The sequence below is a fragment of the uncultured Rossellomorea sp. genome, from assembly GCF_947488365.1.
GTDB lineage: Bacteria > Bacillota > Bacilli > Bacillales > Bacillaceae_B > Rossellomorea.
Map to the genome: position 1 here is coordinate 535,678 of NZ_CANKZT010000003.1, position 19,520 is coordinate 555,197.

Genomic DNA, 19,520 nt, shown 5'->3' on the forward strand with positions numbered 1-19,520 from the left:
TTCCCTGGCAGATTGTTCATCCTGCTGTCTTTTTCTGATCTTTGAACTCAGATCTATCTACCTATAGGCCTTTCCCAATAGGTTACAGGCATGACCAATGCTATAGTCAAAGTGTTAGAAAATTAAGAAAAAGGGGATGGAATAAGTAAATGAAGAGAAACAAAAAAATGTTAGTGTATGCATTAGGTACAGGCCTCTTGCTCGGTTCCGGAAATATCCCGGCAATTAATGTCCTTGCAGAAAAACCAACTTCAATGGAATCCGTACTTGCCAACATGTCTCCACAGCAGCTGGAAAACTATAAGCAGCTTCAGTCAGTGGAAAAACAAGGTCTCTACTTAGATCAAACGGTTAACCTTAAGAGTGACAGCCCGGTGAAAGTCATCGTACAGCTTGACCACCATCCTGAAAAAGTCGCTCAGTTGAAAGCGAAACTGGAAGGAAAGGACCTTGACGCTCGTGAAGCGAAGGCCCATGTAGAAAAGGATCAAAAAGACTTCAAAAATGAATTGGCCAAAATGTTCAAGGGTAAAAGCAATAATGGTTACAAGGTAGGCCAGGTGTTTAAAAACGCCATGAACGGTGTTTCCTTGGAACTTCCAGCTAATAGAATTGATGAATTAATCAATCTGGATGTGGTAAGAGCGGTCTACAGCAACGTCGACGTTCAAATCGATCCACCGGTTCCATCCGAGGCTCCTTCTAACAAATTAGCGGAAGAGTACATGATGGAAAGCCTTCCTTACTTAGGAGTCGATAAACTACATAATGAAGGGTTTACCGGCAAAGGAATCAAAGTGGGGGTCCTTGATACAGGTATCGATTATAACCATCCTGACTTGGATGAAGTCTATAAAGGCGGTTATGACTTCGTGGACAATGACAATGATCCTATGGAAGCAACGTATCAAGAATGGCAAGAGTCCGGTTTACCGGAATTCTCGAATGGCAATTCCTACTATACTGAACATGGGACTCATGTGTCTGGTACGGTTGCCGGTGAAGGTGATAATGAAAGTGAATACAGTATAAAAGGGGTTGCGCCTGAAGCAGATCTTTATGGCTACCGTGTCCTCGGACCTTATGGAAGAGGGTCGAGTGAAGGGGTCATTGCAGGGATTGATCGTGCCGTTGCTGACGGAATGGATGTCATCAACCTTTCTCTTGGAGCAGGTGTGAATGATCCCCTGTATCCGACTTCTGTAGCGGTGAACAATGCTGTTCTCAGCGGTGTGACGGCGGTCGTTTCGGCTGGTAATAGCGGAAGTGAATCCTTTACATTAGGCTCACCTGGAACCGCTGCACTTGCCTTAACGGTAGGCGCAAGTGATGTCCCGATTGATATTGCGACATTCAAAGGTCAATATGGGGCAGAAAGCGTCAATCTTCAGCTGATGGCCAGAAACTATAGTGATCATCTTGCAGATTTAGAAGATAGTAGTATGCAGCTTGTCGATGTTGGCCTTGCTGCCAGTAACAATGACTTTATCGGTAAGCCGGTAGCCGGGAATATCGCATTGATCAGCCGTGGTGACATTTCGTTTGTTGATAAGATTAAAGCGGCAGCAGCGCGTGGGGCTAAAGCCGTCATGATTTACAACAATAACGGTGAAGAAGGACACATCCCTCATTTCCTTGGAGAGGGAGTCGATTTCATTCCTACATTCTCCCTGACAAAAGCCGAAGGAGAAGCGTTGAAGGCAAGCATCCAGGAAGGTGAAACCTTCACCTTTAGCGATAGGCAAGCCATCACCACAGAGGGTGACCGCCTTGCCGATTTCAGTTCAAGGGGACCATCCAGAATGAATTATGATATCAAACCTGAAATTGTTGCCCCTGGTGTGGGAGTCCTATCAACGGTTCCTTCCTATATCAACGATAAAGAAAACGGATCGTATGAATACGCCTATGCGAGGTTATCGGGAACCTCGATGGCATCCCCGCATGTAGCTGGTATGGCAGCACTATTATTACAATCCAATCAAGACTTGGAACCGGCTGATGTGAAATCCATATTCATGAACACCGCGGATCCTATGAACGGAGATTACAGTGTCTATGAAGTCGGCGCCGGCAGGGTGGACCCTTATGAAGCCATTCATTCAGATATGAACTTTCAGGTCATTGATGAGACAACCACCCTCATGAATGGAGAAGAAATGAACATTGATGAGAAGACCGGGGGTATGAGCTTCGGATTTCAGTATATTGAAAAGTCACTGAGAGATCAGCGTACGATTATGATTGAGAATTCCGGTGAAGAATCGAAAACATTTAATGGTAGTGTGGAGTTTACCAATCAGTCCCATGACGCTTCCAAAAACGGAATCCATCTATCTTTTGATGAAAAAATTAAGGTGAAGGCCGGGAAGAAAAAGAAAACAAACGTATTCCTAAATATCCCTAAAACAGCTGAAGAGGGTTACTATGAAGGGTATATCCGTTATGTGAATGAGGAAAATCCATCTGAAGAATATCAAATCCCATTTGGTATCCGAATTTCCGAAGAAGGAATTGAATCAGTCAGAGCGTTCAACTTCTCGACGAAAGAGAATAATCAATTCGGAGCCTTGTTCAATTATACCCCAATGGATTTTACGTTGAAGTCACCTATGGAACAGATCAACGTCGTGTTGGTCGATGGCAAGACAAATAAAGAAATGGGACTGGTCGGGGTCATGGATGCTTCAGGAATCAATGAGGGACAGAGGATCATCATTAACTCTGCCTTTGCAGGTTACTATTACCCGTATGATGATAACCGTATATCAGTCAACCCTGCATTGGCACCGGAAGGCCACTACAAGCTAAGATTAGTGGGGACCAACAGTGAAGGGAAGACGTTCACGAAAGAAACGGATACATTCATTGATAATACAGCCCCGGAGTTTTCAAGTACATTGCCGACGGGCGTGTATGAGTATAAGGAAGGACAAGAAACGGTTCCATTCTCCATGTCCCTTTTTGATAAGACCATAGAAGATATGAAGAAGGCGGGACTCGAAGCATCTCAATCCAATAATTACATTGTCTACCATTATGGATCACCATTCCCAACAGGGGCATTGAATACGGATGGTGAAGGGAACCTTTCGGATGAAATCTTGATGAACCCGATTCTCAGCAGGTATCCTGTTGGGTTCTTCGCACACGACTCCGTCGGAAACTTCGCGCAGGGTGGACCAATTGTCAATAGTTTTGTAAAAGAAGGTACACAATATGCCACTGCTTCCATGGATAAAAAAGAAATCATGGCTGGCGATAAGCTGACGATGACACTCTCGTCTCATAATGTTAAACAACTTAAAGAAGGATCTTTCTCAGTAGATTATGATAGCAATCAACTTGAGTTGACGGACGTGAAGATCCATCCGGATTTCCTTGAATATGGTGCTACTGAGATTACGTATGACGACAAGGGAAAAAGCAGTTCTACAAGACACCTTGATGTTCAAGTGAATTTGGAGAATCCGGAAGCTGAAGTGAATGGGGACATTCCATTGGCAGAAGTTACGTTTGAAGCGAAGGATGCCAAATTTTATAGAATGAACTACGTAACTGCGCCGACCTTCTCAAGCAAGTATACAGACGTTAACGGTCAAACGACTAATTTAAAGGGATATTTTGAAGGACAATATCCGGAACTGCTGCGCAGCTATTCAGAGATAAGAGGGGACATTAAAGCCCAAGGATTCTTTGGTACCGACGGAAAATATGACAATGGTACAGACTATTCAAATGCTCCAGTTTCCATAAAGGTGACCGATTGGGAAGGCAACGTACATGACGGGGAAATGGTCCGTAACAATGACTTTGTAGCGAAGCTCCCAGTAACTGATAAGCCTTTCCAGATTGAAGTGAATATCCCTGGACACTTTCCGGTCAAATCCACTTTCACTATTTATGATCAACGTGAAGATAAGGTTGTCGGCACATGGCATGGCTTGCCTCTGCGCACGCAGGATGCCGGGGACATCAACCAGGACAGTGTGATTGATATCATGGATGCGATCGAGTTGAAAAACAGCTGGGGAACGGATGATCAAAACTCCGACCTGAATTTCGACGGAACGGTTGATGCGAAAGACTTCGAATTAGTCGAATACAACTTCCTTGAAGCAGATCCTGGCGTGGATTCTGCCCCGAAACCAATAGAGAAATACAAAGGAACGTCCTTAGAAGATATTAAAAATGAATTAGGTATTGAATAGAAAGAGGAAGGAGACAAAGGCACCCCGTGCCTTTGTCTCATAACTATTATTGAGTTTTCTTCGCGATTTTACTTTGCTGATTCTAACTATCCCTGAGTGATTTCTCGTGATAGTATCTGTTCAAGAAGAAAGAGCCGAAACTCCTGAAAATCGAAGGAATTTAAATTTTAACAATATTCAAAATTAACTATTTACATTCTTCTGAAAATTCGATAGTATTCAATGTATACAAAACTAATTGTTTTATGAATTTTTGAATGCGCATTCAATAACATGTTTCTTGAAATAAAGTGGGAGGTAACCATGAGTAATTATCAAGAAGAGAAAAGAGTTGTAAGACGTTACTTCGATGAGCTCGAGAAATCTACACCAGAAAACGTACATAGTGTCTTAAAGGAATTTACAGGTGAACATTATAGTTGGCAAGGAGTGTATCCCTTCCGTGAACAGGAGGGAGTTCAGGCAGTAGCGGAAACCTTTTGGGTCCCTTTATTGAAGTCCATAAAGAAAATGCAGCGACGTCAGGACATATTCATGGCTGGAACAAACGAAATAAGTGGTGAAACATGGGTCATGAGCATGGGGCATTTCATGGGCCTCTTTGATCAAGACTGGATGGGGATTCGACGAACAGGGAAAATGATCAACCTAAGATATGCAGAGTTCCATTGTGTAGAGGATGGTAAAATCACCAAAACGGGGTTATTCGTTGACCTGATCGGATTCATGATCCAGGCAGGAGTGAACCCGCTGCCTCCTTCAACAGGTACATACTTTGTTTATCCAGGTCCAAGGAATCATGATGGACTGCAATTCGAAGATGCTCCAGAAGAAGAAGGTGTGAAAACGCTGAATCTTGTCAATCAAATGGTCAATGATTTATCGGAATTGAATAAGAGTGGAGCCAGGGGGTGTCCTCCAGAGGTCTTGGAGCGAACTTGGTCGGAGGATATGATTTGGTATGGTCCTGGCGGGATCGGGGCAAGTTATACCATTCCGAGATACCAACAGCAGCACCAGCTTCCCTTTAGAAATGGTCTGAAGGATAAGGAATTCAATGGTCATGTGTGCCGGTTTGCTGAAGGACAGTTCGCGTGCTTCTTTGGATGGCCGAACCTTTCGAATACGCCAATAGGCGGATTTCTGGGGCTGCCAGGTGGGAATATTCGAGCTGACATGCAAGTGGTGGATGTGTATTACCGTCAAGGGGATAAGCTTTCTGAGAACTGGGTTCTGATCGATATCCCTTATTGGCTGAAGCAGCAGGGATTAGATATTTTCGAGCGTACACAAGGGATCATGAATCCGTCACTTTAAGGATCAGCTTCAAGGTTACGTACATGATCACTTCTCCAACGATATAACGGAGATAAGAAATAATGAATGCGTTTACAGTGCTTGAATCTCTGCCTATATTAAATCCATACATCTTCGTCTCAATCATAAGCCTCTTTAGAAAGGCAGTGGGTAGATCATTTTGCTTTTTTATGAATCCGCATTCAAAAATATGGATATGGGGGGTCTTAGTTCAATATGGGTTGGATTGATATGACGATTGTTGCCGTATATATGATTGCTCTGATCATTATGGGTTATAAACTGGGGAAGGGAAATCACACACAGGATGACTATTTTGTAGGCGGGAGATCTGTTGCTACATTCCCGATTGCTCTTTCCATAGCAGCCACCACGGTGAGCGCAAATGGATTCATCGGCGGCCCAGGGTGGGCGTATGGCTCAGGGTTAATCGCTTTTATGTTGAATTTTAGTATACCGATCGTATTGATTTTAACATTATCGATATTCCTACCGTTTTTCTACAATTTGAGGGTGACCTCAATCTATGAATATATCGAAATGCGTCTGGGAGGGAAAAGCAGACTTTTAGTAGTCTTTGGATTTATTGTATCAAATGTGATTCAAGTAGGTTCGTTCTTATTTATTCCTTCACTGGTCATCCAAACCTTCACAGGATGGTCACTGACGATTGTCGTTCCCATGGTTGTGGCAGTGGCGATTCTGTATACGTTACTAGGCGGAATTAAAGCGGTTATCTGGACGGATGCGATTCAGATGTTCGTCTTATGGGGAGGAGTCATTGCTGCATTTGTCATTATTTTGAGCAATTTAGATATTGGCTTCTTTGAGGCGATGAAGGTTGTGAAAGAAGAGGGGAAACTGGATGCACTTGATTTCTCGCTGGATGCGAAATTGGAGAATGGTGTATGGGTTGGCCTGATTGGCGGTCTGTTTATGTGGCTTAAATACTATGCCACGGATCAGACACAGACTCAAAGAATGTTCGCAGCAAAGTCGATCAATGAAGTGAAAAAGTCGATCTGTATCAGCGGATTTGTGATGAATATCATGTATTTTGTGTTTATGTTCATAGGAGTATTGCTTTTCGTCTTCTTTGACGGCAGGGAATTCGATAATTCCAACAACATTATGATTACTTTCATTGCAAATAACATCCCTGTAGGAATCTTGGGGCTGATCATGGCAGGGATTTTTGCAGCTGCCATGTCCAGCATAGACTCCGTACTAAATTCAGTTACGACCGTCTTCATTAAAGACATTTATGAAAAGTTCATCACGAAAGGAAAACCGGCTTCTCTAAAGGTTTCGATGGTCTTCACCCTTGTGTTTGGGGTATTGCTGATCGGATTTACCTTGATGGCATTCAGCGGTACGACCGCATCGATCTTGAAGACAGTGGGCAGCTACCTCTCGTACTTCTCAGGTTCGATACTGGCGATGTTTCTTCTGGCGATGTTCACTAAGAAAGCAAATGATAATGGAGTCGCAATCGGGTTTGTATTAGGAATCGTCATCACGACGTATATTGGAAATCTTGGGCTGGTGAACTGGCTCTGGAATTATCCGATCGGATGCGTGATCACTCTTATCATTGGTTACATTTTCAGCTTACTATTTCAAAAGAATAGAAGAATCGAATTGGAAGAATTCACGTTTAATGGTCAAAGAGCAAGGTTGATAAAAGAAGGAACTGTAACAGATGAAAACGGTCATTCCATTGTTCCGGGGGGCATGGACAAATACTCATATGCACTCATCGGATTGTTTATTGCACAGGTGATCATATTGGGGCTTATCCAGTTATAGGGAATGAGGCTTTGTCATTATCTGAATTTTTAATTATAATAGAATGTGAATCCGGATTCATCATTCTCGCTAGATTATCGGAATACCATAACAACCGGGTTTAATACACGAAGGCAACTTTTGAAAGGGTTTTGAAAAATGAAAGCCAGAATTAGCGCATATGATGTGGCGAAACAGGCAAGTGTTTCACAATCGACCGTTTCCAGGGTCCTGAACAATTATCCTCATATCAAGGAATCTACAAGAAGGAAAGTCCTTGAAGCGATAAAGGAATTAGGGTTTACAAGGGATGAGATTGCCAGAAGCCTTGCCAGTAATAAAACGAGAACCATAGGATTGATTGTCGGGGATATCACGAATCCTTTCTTTGCCGAATCAGCGAAAGTGATTACGGGAAAAGCACAGGAGATGCAGTATGATGTGATCCTTTGTAATACGAATCACAATGAAGAGAACCTGGATAAATATATTCAAACCCTTAAAGGGAAGCGAGTCGATGGGATCATCATTGCCTCTGCAGATAAAAACAATCAAAGAATCAAAGAATTATATGATCAAGGATTTCCTGTCATTCTGTTCAATAGTATCTTGGAACACGAGAAGGCGAATTATATAGCCGTCAACAACTACAAAGGAGCTAGACTTGCGGTGGAACATCTTTATCAATTGAACCATCGCCGCATTGGCTATATTGCAGGTCCTTCGAAGTATGTCACCACCCATTTGAGGAATTTAGGATACAAAGAAGCACTAGAGGACTTAGGGATTGTCGGAAACGATCAGTTTGTCTACAACAAAGAGTTTTCTTACGATGAAGTTTATCAGTTTACCAAAAAGTTATTAAAACAGAGTGACCGGCCAACAAGCTTTTTCTCTGCTTCCGATCAAATGGCCCTTGCCGTGTTAGATGCTGCAGCTAGTGAAAACATCAAGGTACCGGAAGAATTATCAGTCGTAGGATTTGATGATATTGATTTGGCAAAGAATCAATATATTGGACTCACCACCATCACCCAGCCGAAAGAAAAAATGGCAACCCTCGCCTTGGAAAAACTGATCTCCCTGATTGAAGAGGGCGAAGGGAAAGACGAAGGGTTTCAGATCATATTAGAACCCGATTTAATTCAACGAAAAACAACGGGAGTATGCAGGAACGAGAAAGGAGGATAAGAATTGAAGCACTTTGCTGAATTGAAAGGGAAAAGGGTCATGGTTACGGGAGGAAGTAAAGGCATTGGAAAGGATATCGCGCTCTCCTTTGCCAAACTGGGGGCCACAGTGGTGATTTCAGGGAGGAATGATGAAGCCCTGTCAGCTGCTGTCCTTGAGCTGAAACGTTACTCCCCCGATTGTTCTTATGTGAAGGCCGACATCCGGCATGTAGCGGACATTCATAAGATGGTGGATGAGGCTGCCGCTCATATGGGGGGACTCGATGTACTGGTCAATAACGCAGGAGTGAATATTCCTAAACCAGCCATAGAAGTGACGGAGGAAGATTGGGACTCAATCCTTGATACAAATCTTAAAGGAAGCTTCTTCTCCTCCCAGCGTGCAGCGAAGTATTTTCTTTCACAAAAAAGTGGGAAGATCATCAACATTGTTTCACAGATGGCATTCGTTGGCTATATCAAGCGGGCAGCCTATTGTTCCAGTAAGGGAGGGGCCGTGCAAATGACCAAAGCTCTTGCTGTTGAGTGGGCACCCTACAATATCAAGGTTAATGCAGTGGCTCCAACATTTATTGAAACCGAGCTCACATCCAATATGTTTGAAGATCAAGATTTTTATCAAGACGTGATCAATCGAATCCCATTAGGGAAACTTGCCCAACCTTCTGATGTGACAGGAGCGGTGTTATTTCTCGCTTCTGACATGGCAAACTTTGTAACGGGTGAAACCATCAAGGTTGATGGAGGTTGGACCGCAATTTAAAGAGTATCTTTTATTGCATTTTGAATGCGCATTCAAAAAGGAGGAATCAAGATGCCGAAAGTGGATGAACGAAAAGAGGAAAAAGTAGAAATGGATCGTCCTCTTCATCAAGCACCTCAACATGACAACGTATTCTATGGCGACTCAACCGAAGTGAACCGTGTTGGCTATACGGATTACAATGAATTTTCAAAGAATACAAAACGTAAACAAAGAATGAATGGATTCGACGAGGAGTATCTCGATTTTGTGGATTATATCATCAAGATCACCCATCGTATCTGGGAAGAAAAAGGGATCGGGATTATTTATCAAACCTATCATAATGATGTCACCATGCACGCAGGAACAACCCATATACAAGGTGTAAATGAAGTGGTTTCCGGGACCTTGCAGGCTTTGCACGCCTTTCCGGATCGAAGGCTGGTTGGGGAAAATGTCATATGGTCAGGCAATGATGAGGAAGGATTTCTCTCTTCTCACCGTATCGCATCGAGTGCCACCAACCTGGGGGATTCCTCATTCGGGCCTGCTACAGGTAAGAAAGTTTTCTTTCGAACCACGGTTGACTGCTTTGTCCATTCAAACCGGATCGTGGAAGAGTGGCTTGTACGAGACAACCTGTATCTAGTCAAGCAGTTAGGATTCGATCCAATAGAAGTGGCAAGGAAACTGGCACAGAATTCGGAGAACAAGACCCCGGCATTGCAATCCCACTTCGGTTCCAGCGGGACAATGGAAGGGCAGCTGATGCCACAAGTATACTCTCCAAAGTCAGAAGGTTTTGAAATTGGTGATTTTATTTTAGCCATGTACAACAAAGTATGGGAATGGCGATTATTTAACCACGTGAAGGACTTCTACTCGAGTCATGCGGTGGTTCATTATATTTGCAATAAAGATTTGATTGGCACCAGCCAGATCCAGGGAATGCTCGTCAGTTTGTTTGCCTCTTTCCCAAGTGCTAAATGTATGGTCGAGAGAGTGACCTGTAACGAGGGAGCCCAAAAGGGTGAATGGGATGTTGCCGTAAGGTGGAGATTGCAAGGGATTCATGAGGGGATTGGGTATTTCGGTCAGCCAAGTGGAAAAACAGTAGAGGTATTGGGGATTTCTCACCTGAAAGTGAGGAATGAGAAAATTGTAGAAGAATGGATGACATTTGACGGCTTGGATGTACTGAGGCAGATCTATCTGGGTACAGAGTCTAATGCTGACGATGCCGAAGCCGGAACATACGAATAAATCATCTTTCATTACTTAGTTTTGAATGCGCATTCAAAAAGGAGGAAATACCATGTCAGTACAAACGTCTATTCAGAAAGATCCTTCAAGTATAAATCAGGATTTTCATATGCCTGGGAATATCCGTTTCGGAGTCGACACGTTTTATTCCTTACCGGATGAGATTAAGAAATTAGAGGTTAGCAGAATCGTCATTATTAGTGATAAAGGTCTTGAACGGGTTGGAGTCGTTGAACGTGTACTGGAATTAGTGGAATCGGCAGGAATCGAGAGTAACGTGTTTACAGACATTGAAGGAGAGCCGACCTTTACTCTGGTACAAAAATCAGTAGAGTTTGTGAAGAAATCAGGAAGTGAACTCGTGATCGGCATCGGAGGCGGAAGCGCTCTGGATGTTTCCAAAGCGACGGCAGCTCTGGTGGATAAAGATGACGTGAGCCCGTATTTAAGTGGAGCCAAAACCATTGATTCCAGACAGGTCAAGTGCATTCTGCTTCCGACGACTTCAGGAACCGGATCGGAAGTGACGATGAATGCCATATTCGGGGATGAAGAGGAGGAAGTAAAACGGGGGATTGTCAGCAGGCATCTTCTGCCGGACCTCGCCATCATCGATCCTGCTCTGACACGCTCATGCCCGCCACGGGTCACCGCTGCTTCAGGTGTGGATGCTTTCACACATGCACTTGAATCGTATGTTGCCGTGAGAGCTACACCCTTAACGAAGATCTATGCTGAAAAGGCCATGAAGTTATTTAGTTCGAACATCACGAAGGCAGTTCATAACGGGAAAGACATGGAAGGACGTATCGGAATGAGTTGGGTAAGCATGTTGGCAGGAGTTTCGTTAGCCAATGCAGGTGTGGGGGCCGTCCATGCCTTAGCTTACCCCCTCGGTGGAAAGTACCACATCGAGCATGGAGTTGCCAATGCTCTCCTTATGCCGTTTGTTTTCGAAGAGACAGGGAAAACGTGCATGCAGGAAATGGTAGAGGTTGCAAACTATCTTGAATTAGGAGATTACTCAAAAAAACCACACCAGGCGCTTAAGGCAGTAGTGGGATATCTATATGAATTACTGACGAATCTTGACCTCCCCACATCATTAGCGGAGCTTGGGATTATGGAGGAAGATTTGCCTCTACTTGCCGGGCAAGCCTCACAGATTGATCGCCTTTTGTCCAACACGCCGTACCAATTGACCGAAAAGAAGATCTTAGCCATTTATCAAAAGGCATTCACGGGATACGAGAAAGGACGTGATGAAGGTTGCTGAAAAATCAACTCAAAAAGAAACTCTACATTGATGGCAGGTGGCAGGAAGCAAAGAACTATTATGAGTTGAAATCCCCATTCAGCGGAGACGTCATTGCCAGCGTCCCTTTGGCAGATGAACGGGAAGTGGAAGACGCCTTAGAGAGTGCACAATCAGGTTCTGAGAAAATGAAGCAATTGACTTCCTTGGAACGGTCGGACATCCTTGAGCGGGTTTCGCGACTTTTTGAAGAGAGATTTGAGGAAGCAGCAGAAATCCTTGCCATGGAATGTGCGAAGCCGATAAAGGCAGCTCGTGCTGAAATCGCGCGAACGATCGAAACGTATAAGTTTGCAAGCGAAGAGGCGAAAAGGATTCACGGGGAAACCATTCCGATGGATGCTGCCAAAAGTGGGAAGGGACGATTTGCCTTTACGATCCGTGAGCCTTTAGGGGTCATCGCAGCGATCACGCCCTTTAACTTCCCATTCAACCTTGTGGCCCATAAGCTGGGTCCCGCCTTTGCTGCCGGGAATTCAGTGGTCCTGAAGCCGGCGAATCAGACGCCTTTAAGTGCACTCCTTACAGCGGAAATTTTTGAGCAGGCAGGTCTGCCGGAAGGGGCGTTAAACGTAGTCACGGGGAGAGGCAGTGTCATTGGAAATCAGCTCGTAAAAGATCCGAGAGTGAAAATGGTCACCTTTACGGGAAGTGTAGAGGTTGGGCTTGGCATTAAGGAAAAGGCAGGGTTGAAAAAAGTAACACTTGAACTGGGTTCGAACTCAGCTGTCATCGTCGATGGGGCGGAGGATATGGATGCTGTCGTTGATCGATGTGTGGAGGGGGCGTATTCGTTTGCCGGTCAAGTATGCATTTCGGTGCAGAGAATATACGTGCAGGAAAAACTCTATGACTCTTTTGTTGATCAATTCATTGAAAGAACGAAACAGCTTGTGATCGGCGATCCAATGTCAGAAGGCACAGACTTATCGGCCATGATCAATCAAGGGGAGGCAGAAAGGATCGAAGAGTGGTTCAAGGAGGCAACAAAAGCAGGTGCGCACATCTTATATGGAGGAAAGCGGGAGGATGCCATCATACACCCAACTGTGATCACGGGGGGATCATCCACTTTATCCCTGAACTGCAAGGAAGCATTTGCTCCCATTGTCACGATCACACCATACGGTTCTTTGGATGAAGCGATCGGACTCGTGAACGATTCGGAATACGGATTGCAGGCGGGTATCTATACTACCTCTGTTCATAAAGCATTCGATGCCCTGCACCGACTTCAAGTCGGGGGAGTCATGATCAACGATATCCCTACTTTCAGAGTCGATCATATGCCATATGGTGGTGTAAAGAACAGCGGTACCGGCCGTGAAGGAATCAAATATTCCGTGGAAGAGATGACAGAACTGAAACTAGTGACATTTAAATTGTAAGAATAGTCAATAAATAAAATTTTGAATGATAGAAAGGGAGATTGCTATGCCGACAGAACAACCGAAAGTGAAACGATATGTATCCAATGAAAAGATGGAAGAAAACTGGATCGTCCGATTTGATGATCTAAAATCAAAAGCCATTCCTCTCATGTTTATTGATAGTATCATACCAGGTCATCAACGCCTGAATTACGCCCTGATCGGGGATACGGCCAGTGAAAATGATACCTATTCCCCTGAAATAACAGAACCACACGGGTTTCAAATCGGCATGGTGAAAGCACCTCCAGGGAATGGACCGGCTTACCATACTCATGACTACATCGAAGCGTTTCTTCCTCTTTCCGGAAAATGGCGTTTCTATTGGGGAAATAGTGAAGATGAGATCGAGGGTGAAACCATCATTGAAGAATGGGATTTAATTTCTCTGCCTCCAGGGTTATGGAGAGGCTTTGAAAATATCAGTGAGGATGATGCTTGGATCTTTGCCGTGCTTGAACAGCATGAAGTATTCAACGGGAAAGATCCATACTGGGCTCCACAGGTCGTCAGGAAAGCTGCGGAACATGGCTTCCATGCAGATCAATCAGGAAAAATGATCAAACCTGAGAATTTTTCAGCACTTGAGAAACAAATGGCGGAGAAGCTGAGGGCGGGAGAGAAATAGTAGATGAAGAAAGAAGCGTTAGTATTCTTACCGGGTACGCTTTGTGATGAGAGACTTTGGGAGCATCAGTTGGAACATCTGACTGATGTTTCCGATCCTTCCGTTTCAATGTTAACTGGAGCAGACACCATAGAGGGAATGGCTGAATCCGTCTTGAAGCATGCCCCTGAACGCTTTGCTCTAGCCGGGCTTTCACTTGGTGGGATTGTGGCAATGGAAGTCATCCGGCAAGCACCAGAAAGAGTGACCAGACTTGCCCTATTGAACTCGAATCCACATGGCCCCAAGCCAGAGCAGTTGGAAAGCTGGAAGAGCCTTATGTCAAAAGTGGAATCTGGGCAGTTCCAAAGCATAGTAGAGGAAAAGTTGTTACCGAATCTCATTCATCCCGGCAGGCAGGAAGATGACCAGTTGGTATCAACCATAAAGGATATGGCGGAGAGAGTAGGACCAGAAGGATATGTGCAGCAATTAATGGCCGTTTCTACGCGTTCTGACCTTCGGGAAGGCTTAAGGCAAATCAACGTTCCCACGCTCCTTTTAGTAGGAAGGGAGGATCAGGTTTGCCCCTTGTCCTTACATGAAGAAATGCAGGCAACTATTTCAGAGTCCCGGTTAGTTATCGTAGATGATTGTGGCCATTTAAGCAGTTTGGAGCGACCGGAAGAAGTGACGGCTGCTTTACGCAACTGGCTGATTGAGTGAAAGGGTGTAAAGTAGGGAGGTAATTTCATTGATCAATCGTGTAAAGGATAAACTCAGAAGCGGGGAAAGAGTACTTGGAAGTTTCATTGGATTCTATTCTCCCAACTTCATTGAAATGATCGGGTATGCCGGATTTGATTTCGTGGTTATAGATGATGAGCATGGGGCATTCAGTTCTTCTGAATTAGAAAACATGATCCGGACAGCCGAATCAGTGGATCTAGTACCCATTGTCCGAGTCTCATATGATCCGTCCAGTATCCAGAAGGCTTTGGATAGAGGGGCCAAAGGGGTACAAGTACCGATGGTCAATTCAAAGGAAGATGCCATAAAGGCTGTGAAAAGGGCGAAGTTCCCCCCTTTAGGAACCAGGGGTGTCGCTTATTCACACAGGGCGGCGCGCTATGGAAATCAAGGAGGGAAGGCATTCTTAGATAGCTCCGATGAAAACATCTTGGTCATTCCACATATAGAAACCCTTGAAGCGGTGGAGAATATTGGGGAGATCATGGGGGTCGAAGGTATCGATGTTCTTTTCATCGGTACAACCGACCTATCGGTTGATATGGGATTTAAAGAAGAAGGTGCCAACCATCCTGAAGTTCAAGGAGTCATACGAAACTTGTATCAAACAGCATCAGAAAATAACGTTGCGATTGGAACGGTTGCGGCTGATAGTACAGGAGCGCAGCAAGCTTTTGAAAAAGGGGCAAATTATGTAGGGGTTGTAGCGAATTCAGTGATTCTTAAGGCGCTTCAGATAGTGGTAGAAGATACTAAAAGAGTTGGAAATGAAATGACCAATAGAGGTATTAGAAAGTAAAAAAAGAAATCTTCACCAAACTCGTAAAATAGATGGGGAAGAATGATGCTTTAGTGACCTTAATATGTTGGGAAAAAGGGAGGGTTCTCGTGCTTACGAATAAGGAAGCATGAGAACCCTCCCTGTGGTTTTTTTCTGCGCATGTCTCCCAACCAGTGGGGCAGGCAGGGACCGAATCTCGTCCTTCGATCCAAGGCACCTTTCTCCCCGACTTACAGAAATTTCTTCAAAGCCATATGAAGACTGGATGTCACAGTGATGTCCGAAGAATTGATTCCGAGATGGGTCATGGTCTGGGCGATCTCGGGTCTTATTCCGGATAGGATGGTTTCGATTCCGATGAGGGATAAGGCATCCATTACCTTGAAGATGCGGTCTGCTACCATCGTATCAATGATCGGAACGCCGGACAGGTCAACCACCAGGTATTCTAAGGATAATTCGCTCCCTCTTGAGAGTGCTTTATCCATCAGTTCTTGGGCTCTTTCGGTGTCGATGTCACCGATCAAAGGGAGTATGCCGACTTGATTGGTTATTTTAATCACCGGGATGGATAATTCTAATGCTACAGCTTCTGCAGCGTTGATCCGTGTATAAAATCTTCTTGTATACGACATGCTCAGCCAATGTACGGCCTTGTCCACCACTGCGTCAAAATCTGAAATCAGGTTATAGAATTCATCGAATGTCAAGTTGAAAGCGGAAGCTTCCTCTTTTATGATTTGTCCGATTAAATTTCGGTAATCTCTTACTTCGTCCAGAGCAATCTCCAATGGAAGGTTGAAATTCACGAGTGTATCGACTGCCTCTGATCCCCACTCCTGTAATTGCTCGAAGGCCGTATCCAAGTCACTTTCGATCGATTTTGCATAAATGTCAATGATATTCTCACGCCAACTATGAAGCTTCGATTCTATGTTGCTGTATTGGCTTGATCTCAAATTGTCCTTTTGAACGATAAGCTCTTGCTTTTGACTCAATACTTTGTCACAGATAGCTTTCGTGTATGTTCGTTTACCTTGATCGATCATGTACTCATCGTCTCTCCTTTTTGCTGTAGTTTCCAATTATATTTTAACATATTCAAGAGTGAGAGTTGGAGCATGAACGATTGAGCAGAGCCAGGGGACAGTTCTAATGGCTTAGAACCTAGTTGATAAAAAGTGAAGGAATTAGGGTGTTTGTGAGGGAGAAGCAAAGGGGATCGTGAAGTAAAGTGGCGGTTTTGCCACTTTTCTGAGTTCATAAAGGAAGCGCGAGAACCGTCTCTGGGCTTCTCGTTGAATCTAGGGATATGTCTAAAAGAGAGCTGTAGATCATCAAACCATTCTAATTAAAACCAGAACGTTGGTCTAAGAAGGATTAACGGCCATTTTTGTTGAATTTTTTATTGAATCAACCGTTAATGGAAGAAGAAATATCGACTAAGGGGTTAATAAGTAGTTAGTAACACCAAAGAGTTGCAGTCTTAGAGATATGAAAAGTGTTACCACACAATGATAAGGAGTTGAAGATATGAAGTTTCTGCTCACATCTGCAGGCGTCAATAACAAACGTATTCACGAAGCGTTGGTTGACATGCTGGACAAGCCGATTGCCGAATCCACAGCCCTGTGCATCCCCACCGCGATGTACGGACACCCCTGGGTCGGCCCAGGCGTCAAAGCATGGGAGTTCATCAGTGGCAATTCCGGGAATCCAATGGTCGAGCTGGGCTGGAAATCCGTCGGAGTGCTGGAGCTCACAGCGCTGCCAAGTATCGACGAAGACCGGTGGGTGCCGCTGGTCCGGGAGACGGACGTCCTGCTGGTCTCAGGCGGGGACGCCCTCTACCTGAACCATTGGATGCGGCAATCGGGGCTTGCGGACCTTCTGCCGTCCCTGCAAGCAGTCTATGTGGGAATGAGTGCCGGGAGCATGGTGATGGCACCGAACATTGGTGATTCCTTCGTTGGCTGGACTCCCCCCGGCGGTGGCGATGATGCTCTCGGATTGGTCGATTTTTCAATCTTTCCCCACCTGGATCACGAAATGCTGCCGCATAACACCATGGCTGCCGCAGAGAAATGGGCTGCTGAAATGCAGGGTCAGGCATATGCGATTGATGACCAAACGGCCATCAAGGTGATGGGCGGAGCTGTCGAAGTGATCTCTGAAGGGAATTGGAAATTGTTTTCGAAGGGATGAGGGGAGAGTGGGAGCTGTCTCCACTCTAATCTAGACTGACAAATAATATACAATTAGCAGGTATGCACGTAAAAGAGTTGGACCTGCTATTTTTTATATTGGCAGGGCAATCCTCGAAGCAATCTAGATGAAATGTACCAAGTAGCCTCGATTTCGCCATATCAATAGATTAATTATGATAGTATTGAAAATAATGGATATTCCATTTGCGGAAGGGTAGGCGGGGAGAAACAAGGCATACTCTCACTATGGAATCGACTAAGGAGAAAATGTAATGAATACAAGTAAGATGTCAAAGGTAAATTTAGTCCAGTTTGACAAGAAAGATATCCCGGGTTTAATTGAACTGTCTGAATCAGTGGGGTGGGACTATGATGAACACGAGATTGGTACAGTTATGTCATCTGGTAAAGTATTCGGCCATAAGAATACTGAAGGGGAAATTGTTTCAAGTGCCGCCATCATCCCCTATGAAGCCAATTTCGCCTCCATTGGTATGGTAATAGTCAACAAAGAGTATAGAGGGATGGGATTAGGAAAAGAAGCGACACAACAATGTATGAATTCCATTTCAAGTGACATTGCGATCATGCTGATTTCGACTGAAGACGGGAAGCCTCTCTATGAAAAAATGGGGTTTAAAATCGTTGACCGAGTGCACAAGTACATATGCGACACCTATTCAAATTCTAATCTACCCAATCGAACAGTTACCATCGAACATTATAAAGAGAGCGACTTACATAAAATAATTGAGTTAGATGAAGATGCTTTTGGAGATAAGAGAAGCAACTTTCTTAAACATAGAATCAATCAATCCGAGGAATGTGTAGTAGTGAAAGATTACATAGGGAACACTATAGGTTTTGGATTATCTATATTAGGACCTATTAATCTGATAATAGGACCTATTGTGGCACCGGATGCTCAAGTAGCATCAATGATTCTAGATAAGCTGACTATTGGGCATCAAGGCAAATTAAGGATCGATATACCATCAGGTAATGAAGTATTTATTGAAGCCGTTGAGAAATGCGGGTTTGTAAGCGTGAGTAATCCATCAATTATGATATTTAACTCAACTGAGATGCCCCAGAGAAATGGTGAATTATTTGGAATTGCCGCTCAGGTGTTTGGTTAAAAGACTTAGATATTTATAGTTTTCTCATTTGAATGTCGGCGGTTTCTTTATTTAGTTAAAGGGCAGGAATATTGAAGAAAGCATGTTATATTAGAAGCAAAGATAAAGCATTAGAATTCTTTATAGAGGGAGTTAGAGAGAAAATTTCATGGGGGAAATAAAGGCTTGGGCGAAAAGATTAAAACAACAAATCTTTGTACTATACTTATCTTATAAAGATGAAAGAGTACCTTGGTATGCTAAATTATTTACTGCTTGTGTAGTGGCTTATGCGTTTAGTCCGATTGATTTGATACCTGATTTCATACCGATACTTGGTTATTTAGATGATGTTATTATCGTTCCAATAGGTATAATGTTTGCATTAAAGATGATACCTAAAGAAGTAATATCAGAATGTGAAGGTAAAGCAAAAGACATGATGAAAAATGGTAAACCGAAAAATTGGGTAGTAGGCTCACTCATCATTTTGTTATGGAGTATCATTATGTTGTGGGTTATTTTAATGGCTTATCAGATATTCAGCTAAAGGGAGCTTTAACGGAACAAGAAGATGACATAGACATAAAAAACCAGAGCCAAATAGGTCTGGTTTTTTTGCTGTTAAATAAGTGTTATTAGCACTGCTATTTCTGCTGCTAATTCGGGTGTGAGTAAGGTTTTCTCTCCTTAAGCGGAACCTCTTAGCTAAAGACAAGTCTACTTTAAAGTGAGCCTATCACGGTCCCTATGGCTCTTGGAAAGCTAGAAGAACACCTATGAAAAGGCATGTAA

At 43.9% G+C, this 19,520-nt stretch carries 16 protein-coding genes; 14 read left to right on the top strand and 2 right to left on the bottom strand.

Annotated elements, in window-relative coordinates:
- Positions 1-149 precede the first annotated feature (149 nt).
- Both Q1B03_RS13840 and Q1B03_RS13845 read left to right on the top strand, forming a co-directional pair.
- Positions 150-4,211, top strand: a complete 4,062-nt coding sequence (locus Q1B03_RS13840; RefSeq protein ID WP_299742179.1) for a S8 family serine peptidase — start codon at positions 150-152, stop codon at positions 4,209-4,211.
- A 303-nt stretch (positions 4,212-4,514) separates the two neighbouring features.
- Positions 4,515-5,528 carry a nuclear transport factor 2 family protein gene (locus Q1B03_RS13845; protein ID WP_299742182.1) on the top strand — a complete coding sequence of 338 codons (1,014 nt, stop codon included), beginning with the start codon at positions 4,515-4,517 and terminating at the stop codon, positions 5,526-5,528.
- Here Q1B03_RS13845 and Q1B03_RS13850 read toward each other — a convergent pair.
- Positions 5,509-5,655, bottom strand: a complete 147-nt coding sequence (locus tag Q1B03_RS13850; RefSeq protein WP_299742185.1) for a hypothetical protein — start codon at positions 5,653-5,655, stop codon at positions 5,509-5,511. The genes Q1B03_RS13845 and Q1B03_RS13850 overlap by 20 nt on opposite strands.
- A gap of 89 nt (positions 5,656-5,744) precedes the next feature.
- Here Q1B03_RS13850 and Q1B03_RS13855 point away from each other — a divergent pair, with 89 nt between their 5' ends.
- The 9 genes from Q1B03_RS13855 (at position 5,745) to Q1B03_RS13895 (ending at position 15,418) form a co-directional block, all read left to right on the top strand.
- A complete protein-coding gene (locus tag Q1B03_RS13855) occupies positions 5,745-7,337 on the top strand; it encodes a sodium:solute symporter family transporter (RefSeq protein ID WP_299742188.1) in 1,593 nt (530 codons plus the stop codon).
- Positions 7,338-7,475: 138 nt separating this feature from the next.
- Positions 7,476-8,507: a LacI family DNA-binding transcriptional regulator gene (locus Q1B03_RS13860; RefSeq protein ID WP_299742191.1), complete on the top strand. Its 1,032-nt coding sequence runs from the start codon at positions 7,476-7,478 to the stop codon at positions 8,505-8,507.
- 3 nt (positions 8,508-8,510) lie between these two features.
- Entirely contained in the window at positions 8,511-9,272 is a 762-nt protein-coding gene (locus tag Q1B03_RS13865) for an SDR family NAD(P)-dependent oxidoreductase (RefSeq protein ID WP_299742193.1), read from the top strand.
- Positions 9,273-9,323: 51 nt separating this feature from the next.
- On the top strand, positions 9,324-10,517 hold the full coding sequence (locus Q1B03_RS13870; protein ID WP_299742196.1) for an ester cyclase: 1,194 nt from the start codon (positions 9,324-9,326) through the stop codon (positions 10,515-10,517).
- Between the two features lie 52 nt (positions 10,518-10,569).
- Positions 10,570-11,793 (top strand): iron-containing alcohol dehydrogenase, encoded by a 1,224-nt coding sequence (locus Q1B03_RS13875; protein WP_299742199.1) that lies wholly within the window; start codon positions 10,570-10,572, stop codon positions 11,791-11,793.
- On the top strand, positions 11,790-13,220 hold the full coding sequence (locus Q1B03_RS13880) for an aldehyde dehydrogenase family protein (protein ID WP_299742681.1): 1,431 nt from the start codon (positions 11,790-11,792) through the stop codon (positions 13,218-13,220). Before Q1B03_RS13875 ends, Q1B03_RS13880 begins: the two co-directional genes overlap by 4 nt.
- Before the next feature lie 46 nt (positions 13,221-13,266).
- Positions 13,267-13,890, top strand: a complete 624-nt coding sequence (locus Q1B03_RS13885) for a cupin domain-containing protein (RefSeq protein ID WP_299742201.1) — start codon at positions 13,267-13,269, stop codon at positions 13,888-13,890.
- A 3-nt stretch (positions 13,891-13,893) separates the two neighbouring features.
- Positions 13,894-14,595: an alpha/beta fold hydrolase gene (locus Q1B03_RS13890; RefSeq protein ID WP_299742204.1), complete on the top strand. Its 702-nt coding sequence runs from the start codon at positions 13,894-13,896 to the stop codon at positions 14,593-14,595.
- 28 nt (positions 14,596-14,623) lie between these two features.
- Positions 14,624-15,418 (top strand): HpcH/HpaI aldolase/citrate lyase family protein, encoded by a 795-nt coding sequence (locus Q1B03_RS13895; RefSeq protein WP_299742207.1) that lies wholly within the window; start codon positions 14,624-14,626, stop codon positions 15,416-15,418.
- 212 nt (positions 15,419-15,630) lie between these two features.
- Here Q1B03_RS13895 and Q1B03_RS13900 read toward each other — a convergent pair whose 3' ends face one another.
- Positions 15,631-16,449 carry an STAS domain-containing protein gene (locus Q1B03_RS13900; RefSeq protein WP_299742210.1) on the bottom strand — a complete coding sequence of 273 codons (819 nt, stop codon included), beginning with the start codon at positions 16,447-16,449 and terminating at the stop codon, positions 15,631-15,633.
- A 484-nt stretch (positions 16,450-16,933) separates the two neighbouring features.
- On the opposite strand from Q1B03_RS13900, the gene Q1B03_RS13905 reads away from it, so the two are divergent.
- The 3 genes from Q1B03_RS13905 (at position 16,934) to Q1B03_RS13915 (ending at position 19,275) form a co-directional block, all read left to right on the top strand.
- Positions 16,934-17,605, top strand: coding sequence for a Type 1 glutamine amidotransferase-like domain-containing protein (locus Q1B03_RS13905; protein ID WP_299742213.1), 672 nt, complete (start codon positions 16,934-16,936; stop codon positions 17,603-17,605).
- A 274-nt stretch (positions 17,606-17,879) separates the two neighbouring features.
- Positions 17,880-18,746: a GNAT family N-acetyltransferase gene (locus Q1B03_RS13910; protein WP_299742216.1), complete on the top strand. Its 867-nt coding sequence runs from the start codon at positions 17,880-17,882 to the stop codon at positions 18,744-18,746.
- Positions 18,747-18,894: 148 nt separating this feature from the next.
- Entirely contained in the window at positions 18,895-19,275 is a 381-nt protein-coding gene (locus Q1B03_RS13915) for a YkvA family protein (protein ID WP_299742218.1), read from the top strand.
- Positions 19,276-19,520: the final 245 nt, after the last annotated feature.

Coding starts and splice junctions, on each gene's coding strand:
- Q1B03_RS13840 (WP_299742179.1), top strand. CDS start 150: ATGAAGAGAAACAAAAAAATGTTAGTGTATGCATTAGGTACAGGCCTC.
- Q1B03_RS13845 (WP_299742182.1), top strand. CDS start 4,515: ATGAGTAATTATCAAGAAGAGAAAAGAGTTGTAAGACGTTACTTCGAT.
- Q1B03_RS13850 (WP_299742185.1), bottom strand. CDS start 5,655: ATGATTGAGACGAAGATGTATGGATTTAATATAGGCAGAGATTCAAGC.
- Q1B03_RS13855 (WP_299742188.1), top strand. CDS start 5,745: ATGGGTTGGATTGATATGACGATTGTTGCCGTATATATGATTGCTCTG.
- Q1B03_RS13860 (WP_299742191.1), top strand. CDS start 7,476: ATGAAAGCCAGAATTAGCGCATATGATGTGGCGAAACAGGCAAGTGTT.
- Q1B03_RS13870 (WP_299742196.1), top strand. CDS start 9,324: ATGCCGAAAGTGGATGAACGAAAAGAGGAAAAAGTAGAAATGGATCGT.
- Q1B03_RS13875 (WP_299742199.1), top strand. CDS start 10,570: ATGTCAGTACAAACGTCTATTCAGAAAGATCCTTCAAGTATAAATCAG.
- Q1B03_RS13885 (WP_299742201.1), top strand. CDS start 13,267: ATGCCGACAGAACAACCGAAAGTGAAACGATATGTATCCAATGAAAAG.
- Q1B03_RS13890 (WP_299742204.1), top strand. CDS start 13,894: ATGAAGAAAGAAGCGTTAGTATTCTTACCGGGTACGCTTTGTGATGAG.
- Q1B03_RS13900 (WP_299742210.1), bottom strand. CDS start 16,449: ATGATCGATCAAGGTAAACGAACATACACGAAAGCTATCTGTGACAAA.
- Q1B03_RS13905 (WP_299742213.1), top strand. CDS start 16,934: ATGAAGTTTCTGCTCACATCTGCAGGCGTCAATAACAAACGTATTCAC.
- Q1B03_RS13910 (WP_299742216.1), top strand. CDS start 17,880: ATGAATACAAGTAAGATGTCAAAGGTAAATTTAGTCCAGTTTGACAAG.
- Q1B03_RS13915 (WP_299742218.1), top strand. CDS start 18,895: ATGGGGGAAATAAAGGCTTGGGCGAAAAGATTAAAACAACAAATCTTT.